Here is a 7,743-nt window from a genome sequence, read left to right as displayed (position 1 = left end):
AGCGAAGTCATCAGCACCACATACAGGGTTACCAGCAGATGATGCAGTTGCGGCTCGGCGAAGATCAGGGAAACGGCAGTAACTGCCAGCCCCACTATCAGACCGCGTGCCATGCCGCCGGCGGCGTAACCCAGCACGATGAGATAGTTGGGCATGGGCGAGATCAGCATCTCTTCCACATGCCGCTGGAACTTGGCGCCATAGAAGGACGAGACCACGTTGGCGTAGGCGTTATTGATGATCGCCATCAGGATAATGCCGGGGACAATATATTCCATATAGGTCAGCCCGCCGATATCCGACAGCTGGGAGCCAATCAGGTTGCCGAAGATAATAAAATAGAGGCCGGTGGTAATCGCCGCCGGCAGCACCGTTTGAATCCAGATGCGAATGAAGCGCAGAAACTCCTTGGTCAGGATGGTGGTAAACGCGACGTATTGCTGTGACAGCTTCATGCGTTGTCCTCCTCGACCATGCGCACAAACAGCTCTTCCAGCCGGTTGGTTTTGTTACGCATACTGAGCACGTTAAGGCCCTGGTGACTCAGCGCCTCGAACAACTGGTTCAGACTTTGTTCCTTGCTGATATCCACATTGAGTGTGCTTTTGTCGAGCATGGTCAGGTTATAGCCTTCGACCTGTGGCACGGTATCGATGGTCTCACGCAAATCCAGCACGAAAGTCTCCACATGCAATTTCATCAGCAGCGCTTTCATCTCGGTATGCTCGACTGCCTCGCCGTGATTGATGATGGCGATATGCCGGCAAAGCTGTTCGGCTTCTTCCAGGTAATGGGTCGTCAGGATAATCGTGGTGCCCTGGGCATTTATCTTGCTGAGAAACTTCCACATGGAGCGGCGGATTTCGATATCCACCCCGGCGGTTGGCTCATCGAGAATCAGCAGTCTGGGTTCGTGCACCAGCGCGCGGGCGATCATCAGGCGACGCTTCATGCCGCCGGACAACTCCCGTGCCATCACATGACGTTTATCCCACAGCTCCAGCTGGCGCAGATAGGTTTCAGCGCGCTCATAGGCCAGCTTGCGATCGATGCCGTAATAACCGGCCTGGTTGACCACGATCTCCACCACCGGTTCGAACTGATTGAAATTGAACTCCTGCGGCACCAGACCGATACAGCTTTTGGCCGCTTCCAGATCGCGGTCGATATCGTAACCGAAGACCTCGACGCTCCCCGCGGTCTTGTTAATCAGCGAGCAGATAATCCCGATGGTGGTGGATTTACCCGCCCCGTTGGGCCCCAGCAAAGCAAAAAAATCCCCCTCGCGCACGTCCAGATCGACCCCCTTGAGGGCTTGCACCCCGCCACGATAGGTCTTGGTCAAACCCCGAATAGTCAGCGCGTTGGCCATAAACTCACTTGAAAAACTGAACCGGCGGGTATTCTAACAAAAGACATCCACCAATAGACAGGTGCCTTGCTACATCAAAAAATTCATGGTTATCCAGGGTGGAGTTTTTCAACGCGGAGCACGCAGAGGCGCGGAGACGCGGAGATGTAATTTTGAATTGCGACGCTGCATCTCATTCAAAATTCAACATTGAAAACTACTACTTAGTTTCCTCTGCGGCTCCGCGCCTCCGCGAACTCCGCGTTATTCATACCAGAGCAGGAAAAGAGGTTCAGATCAGCGATTCGTCCTGAATGACGGACGGCAGGTCGATGTCGCATTCGTTGTTGTTGAGGATTTTGCGAATTTCGAGTTTCTGCTTGCCCTCGCGCCAGCGCGGGTGGGCCAGGTTGATCAGCTTGGGTTTGACATAGCGTTCGCCCTTGCTGTTAATGACCAGCAGGACGATGGGTCGCAGTCGACTTTTTTCACTGGCGGAGACCACGATACCGGTCTGTCCCAGGTTGAGTTGCACCATGCTGCCGATGGGATAGATGCCCAGGCATTTGATGAATTGTTCCACCATATTCTGTTCGAAGTCTTCGCTGATCCAGCTGTACATGTTTTTCAGCGCCTCATAGGGCGCCATGCCGTCGTGATAACAGCGGTCGCTGGTAATGGCATCGTAGACATCGACGATGGAAACAATCTTGGTCATACGATTGACCTGCTCGCCCATCAAACCATGGGGGTAGCCCTTGCCGCTGATTCGTTCATGATGATGCAGCACGATATCGAGCGATTCCTCTGGAATCCCCCCCTTGGAGACGAGTAACTCATGACCTTTTTGCGCATGGGTTTTGACGATATCGTATTCCTCGGCTGTCAATCGTCCCGGCTTGTTGAGGATATCCAGCGGGATACTCATTTTGCCGATGTCGTGTAGCAGGGCTCCCAGCCCCATCAGTTCCAGCGAGTCCTTGTCCATGCCCAGATAGCGGCCAAAGGTCACTGCCAGAATGCAGGTGTTCATGCAGTGAGTAACAGTGTATTCGTCGCGATGTTTCAGATGCGACAGCCAGGCCATGGCATTGGGGCTGCGGGTAATACTTTCGGTGATTTCGGTCACCAGCTGGCGGGCCGTACTGGTATCCAGGCTGTTGCCGAGGCGCACGTCCTCAAGCAGGGTCTCAATGTAGGTTTTGGTACGCGCATGAACAGGACGGGCTTCCTGCAGGGCCTGCTGGAAATGTTTCTCTTCCCGCTCGGCCTCTTTTTCGGCCTGTTGCTTGTTGAAAACGGGTGCGGATGCCGGTGCCGGCTCGCGGGCCAGGGTTTGCAGATCGGGGATCACCGATTCATGGGAACGATCGGTATCGACATAGACAAAACTGCAACAGCGCTGGAGTTCGGCCAGTTCTTCCTCGCCGGCGATCAGGACGCCTTCGAGCAGAAACGAGGTCTCTGTCCACTCACAATCCAGATCACTGACAAACATCCCCTCCCTGAGACGGTCGACATTCACTTTCACTTTCATACCAACTTCCCGTCTCGTGCCACCGATTAATGTGCCGTGGTGGCTAGCCCAGCCAGTGGCGGGCATTCTGGAACAGCCGTAACCAGGGGCCGTCATTCCCCCAGTCGTCAGGATGCCATGAATACTGAACTGTCCGAAATACCCGCTCCGGGTGTGGCATCATAATGGTAAAACGACCATCCGTGGTGGTCAGGCCGGTAATCCCCCCCGGCGAACCATTAGGATTGAAGGGATATTGCTCGCTCGCCTCACCATAATTATCAATATAGCGCAAAGTGACCAGCTGATCGCTCAACAGCTGCTGCACCTGCTGCGGTTGTTCGAAACGGGCCTGCCCCTCACCATGGGCCACGACGATTGGCAGGCGGGAACCGGCCATGCCGGCCAGCAGGATCGAGGGTGAGTCGAGCACCTCGACCAGGGAAAGTCGCGCCTCGAACTGCTCGGAGCGATTGCGCACAAAGCGTGGCCAGTGAGCCGCGCCAGGAATCAGATCCCGCAGATGAGAGAGCATCTGGCAGCCGTTACAGACACCCAGTCCGAAACTGTCGGAACGATTGAAGAACGCTTCGAATTCGTCGCGGGCACGCGAATTGTACAGAACCGAACTGGCCCAGCCGCCGCCGGCGCCCAGTACATCACCATAGGAGAAACCGCCACAGGCAACCAGGCCGGAAAAATCATTGAGTGATACCCGCCCGGCGATGATATCGCTCATGTGCACATCCACGGCGGCAAAGCCGGCACGATCGAAGGCGGCGGCCATCTCGATCTGACCGTTGACCCCCTGCTCGCGCAATACGGCCACCCGCGGACGGTGCCCCAGGTTCAGATAGGGCGCGGCAATATCCTCGCGGGGATCGAAGCTCAGCTGTGCCGACAACCCCGGATCGGACTCATCCAGCAAATTGTCGTACTCTTCCCGGGCACACTCGGGATTATCACGCAGCGCCTGCATCCGGTAACTGGTTTCGCTCCAGACACGCCGCCACTGGACCTGCGTCCCTTCCAGGAGCGTCTCGCCACGGTGTTCGAACACCAGCCGCTCATCGTCGCGCAGCGTACCAATCACATGGCTGTAATGGCTCAGACCGGCTTCATGCAGCGCGTCCTGCACGGCCGCCAGCTCACTATCGCTCACCTGAATAACCGCGCCCAGCTCCTCGCTGAACAGGCTGGCGACCGGATCATCACCCAGATCGTCGAGTCGAATCTGCAGGCCGGTGCGCCCGGCAAACGCCATCTCGCACAGGCTCGCGAATAGTCCGCCGTCAGCCCGGTCATGGTAGGCCAGCAACCGCCCTTTCTCGTTAAGTAATTGAATAGTATCAAAAAAGTGTTTCAGCGCCAGCGGATCGTCGAGATCGGCCGGATGGTGGCCGAGCTGTTTATAAACCTGTGCCAGACAGGATCCCCCCAGGCGGTTAGCGCCCTTGCCCAGGTCGATCAGGATCAAGCGGGTCGGTCCCCGATCAGTGCGTAACTGCGGGGTCAGGGTGCGACTTACCGCCGTGACCGGGGCAAAGGCCGAGATAATCAGCGACAACGGCGCGGTCACCGAGCGGGTCTCGCCCGCTTCCTGCCAGACAGTACGCATCGACATGGAATCCTTGCCCACCGGGATGGTGATGCCCAGCGCCGGGCACAGTTCCATGCCCACCGCCTGCACGGCCTCGTAGAGGCCGGCATCCTCGCCCGGATGCCCGGCGGCGGCCATCCAGTTGGCCGAAAGAACGACCCGGGAGAGCTCCGGCACCGGTGCCGCCGCCAGGTTAGTGAGCGCTTCCCCAACAGCCAGGCGGGCCGAGGCCGCGTGATGCAGCAGTGCCACCGGCGTACGTTCACCCATGGCCATCGCCTCGCCGCACTCATTGTCGAAGCTGGTCGCGGTCACTGCCACATCGGCCACCGGCACCTGCCAGGGGCCGACCATCTGATCCCGCGCCACCAGCCCGGTCACGCTCCGATCACCGATGGTGATCAAAAAACGCTTGTCGGCGACCGCCGGCAGGGCCAGCACCCGTTCGGCTGCTTCCGCCAGATCCAGCCCGGCCGTGTCGAACTCCGGCTTGGTAAACGGGGCATGATGGACGTCGCGCAACATCTTCGGCGGCTTGCCCAGCAACACTTCCAGCGGCATGTCGATCGGGGTGTTGTCAAAATGGCCATCGCCCAGCACCAGCCGCCGCTCAGCGGTGGCCTCGCCGACCACGGCCCAGGGGCAGCGCTCCCGCTGGCAGATCTCGGCAAAGTGATCCATATCCTCCTGGCCCACCGCCAGCACATAGCGCTCCTGCGCCTCATTGCACCAGATCGCCATGGGCGACATACCCGGATCGTCGTTGGGCACGGCACGCAGTTCGAAACGACCGCCACGCCCACTGTCGTTCACCAGCTCCGGTAAGGCATTGGAGAGGCCGCCGGCGCCGACATCGTGAATACTGACGATGGGATTGGCCTCACCCAGCTGCCAGCAGCGGTCGATCACCTCCTGGGCACGACGTTCCATCTCCGGATTGCCGCGTTGCACCGAGGCAAAATCGAGATCCTCCAGGCTTTCGCCAGTCGCCATCGAGGAGGCGGCCCCGCCGCCCAGCCCGATCAGCATAGCCGGGCCGCCGAGCACCACGATCTGTGCGCCGGGCGGGATGTCGTTCTTGGCGACGTGATCGTCGCGGATATTCCCCAGCCCGCCGGCCAGCATGATTGGCTTGTGATAACCCCGCACTTCCTCGCCCTGCGGGCCGGGTACCCGCTCTTCGTAAGTCCGAAAATAACCACACAGGTTGGGCCGGCCGAATTCATTATTGAAGGCCGCCGCGCCGATGGGCGCCTCAAGCATGATCTCCAGCGCGGAGACGATTCGCCCCGGCTTGCCGTAGTCGGTTTCCCAGGGTTGAGGGCAATCGGGCAGGCGCAGGTTGGAGACCGAGTAACCGCACAGCCCGGCCTTGGGTTTCGAGCCCCGGCCGGTGGCCCCCTCGTCGCGGATCTCGCCGCCAACCCCGGTGGCCGAGCCCGGAAAGGGCGCAATGGCCGTGGGATGATTATGGGTCTCGACTTTCATCAGGATATGGATGTCCTGCGCGTGATAGGCGTACTCACGGGTGCCGGACGCGGGATAAAACCGGCCGCCGGTATGCCCCGCGATCACCGCCGAGTTATCACTATAGGCGGAGAGAACCCCGTCGCCATGCTGCTGATAGGTATTTCGAATCATGCCGAACAGGGACTTGTCGCGGGATTGGCCATCGATGATCCAGTCGGCATTGAAAATCTTGTGCCGGCAATGTTCCGAGTTGGCCTGGGCGAACATCATCAGCTCCACATCGCTGGGATTGCGCCCCAGCGACTGGAAATTCTCCACCAGGTAATCGATTTCATCCCCGGCCAGGGCCAGCCCCAGATCCGCGTTGGCTCGCTGCAGGGCGTCGCGCCCGCCACCGAGTACATCAACCTCGGTCAGCGGCGCCGGATCGGGATGTCGGAACAGCCGTTGTGCCTCGTCGACGTCGCGAAACACCGACTCGGTCATCCGATCGTGCAGCACCGCGCCCAGGCCCCGGGCCTGCTCCGCGCTCAGCTCATTGCCATCGCTGAGCGTCAGGGTATACAGAATGCCGCGCTCGATCCGCTGTACCGAATCCAGCCCGCAGTTGTGTGCGATATCGGTGGCCTTGCTCGACCACGGCGAGATCGTGCCGGGCCGGGGGACCACCAGAAAATCATGCCCCTGCAGCATTTGCGCGGGAGGCTCGGTATAGGCGAGCAGGCTCTTCAGGCGCCGATGCTGTTCGGCATTCAGTTGCGGCTCACTCTCGACAAAGTGCAGATAGACCGCCTGGATATCCGCCACTTCGGGCACTTCAGCCCGCAGGGCGGCCAGACATTTTTCCAGACGAAAGGACGACAGGGCCGAGCCACCTCGGAGTTGCAACATGCGCGGAATCCCGGAATTGATTGGCGTTAACGGTGAGCGGCAATAATACACGATATGTCGACCGGGGAGCGAGCGACGCACAAGACAGCTCGCGTGTGATAACGGTATACAGACACCGGGGTGTCTTGAGAATCTGACAAACCCGGAGTACCGAAACTCACCACACTCGGGGTATACTGGCGGTTTTTACGATATACGCGGGTCGGCACAAAGTATGGATCAGCCAATCAAGGTTCTGCACGTTTTTCAGGAGATGGATCTCGGCGAGCGCCACCAGTTACTCAGAACCAAAGCCCGGGGTATCGATCTGGTGGTGATCTGTAAAACCGGCGCCAGCTTCCTCGATGAGATACAGGCGGCCGGTATTCCGGTTCACCAGCTGGACATGCACAAACGTCGCGATCCCGCCGCCATTGCCCGTATCCGGCAACTGGTAGAGACCGAACAGCCGGATATCGTTCACGTCTATACCAAAACCGCGCTCTCCAACACGATTCGCGCCATTGACGACCTGCCACCCAAACTGGTCGCCTATCGCGGCATCGTCGGCAACCCACAGAGACACCTGAAGAGGATTCAATGTAAGCGGTAACAGACGATGTACCGATAAACGCGCCGGTGACAGAGGAGACACTGTCAACGAACAGCGCCTGCTTCATGCGCGGGAATTTCCCATTCTCATCCGCCAGGCCGGCTTTGTCGGTCACGCCAATCAGCGTACCGGAGGAGTCAAACAGGTTAACCAGCATGAAGGAGAAAATCACGCCCGCCAGACCCAGGTTCAGGGAGCCTGCCAGATCGACGTGCCCAATGACGGTAGATACGCTCGGTGGCGCGGAGACAATCCCTTTGTACTGCACATCGCCCAGCATCCAGCCCAGTAGCGTGGTGACCACGATGGAAACCAGCACGGCC

General features: G+C 59.1%; 4 protein-coding genes and 2 pseudogenes. 1 reads left to right on the top strand and 5 read right to left on the bottom strand.

The genetic code is table 11. The annotated features are described in order from the left end of the window. From RI563_RS11540 to purL, 4 genes and pseudogenes are all read right to left on the bottom strand, one after another. A pseudogene (locus tag RI563_RS11540) lies at positions 1-455 on the bottom strand (ABC transporter permease); the annotation flags it as partial. Beyond that, a complete protein-coding gene (locus RI563_RS11535; protein WP_310694531.1) occupies positions 452-1,372 on the bottom strand; it encodes an ABC transporter ATP-binding protein in 921 nt (306 codons plus the stop codon). The gene RI563_RS11535 and the pseudogene RI563_RS11540, both read right to left, overlap by 4 nt. 271 nt (positions 1,373-1,643) lie before the next feature. Continuing rightward, positions 1,644-2,888, bottom strand: coding sequence for an HD-GYP domain-containing protein (locus tag RI563_RS11530; protein ID WP_310694530.1), 1,245 nt, complete (start codon positions 2,886-2,888; stop codon positions 1,644-1,646). 43 nt (positions 2,889-2,931) lie between these two features. Further along, positions 2,932-6,828, bottom strand: a complete 3,897-nt coding sequence (gene purL / locus RI563_RS11525) for a phosphoribosylformylglycinamidine synthase (RefSeq protein WP_310694529.1) — start codon at positions 6,826-6,828, stop codon at positions 2,932-2,934. A gap of 214 nt (positions 6,829-7,042) precedes the next feature. Here purL and RI563_RS11520 point away from each other — a divergent pair, with 214 nt between their 5' ends. After that, positions 7,043-7,420, top strand: a complete 378-nt coding sequence (locus RI563_RS11520) for a glycosyltransferase (RefSeq protein WP_310694528.1) — start codon at positions 7,043-7,045, stop codon at positions 7,418-7,420. On the opposite strand, the pseudogene RI563_RS11515 reads toward RI563_RS11520, so the two are convergent. Next, positions 7,374-7,743 (bottom strand): annotated as a pseudogene (locus RI563_RS11515) (solute carrier family 23 protein); the annotation flags it as partial. The gene RI563_RS11520 and the pseudogene RI563_RS11515 overlap by 47 nt on opposite strands.

This window comes from Thiohalophilus sp. (genome assembly GCF_031581315.1).
Lineage (GTDB): Bacteria > Pseudomonadota > Gammaproteobacteria > UBA6429 > Thiohalophilaceae > Thiohalophilus.
Note: the sequence above shows the minus strand (reverse complement) of the source record. Positions and strands in the feature narration are given on the sequence as shown.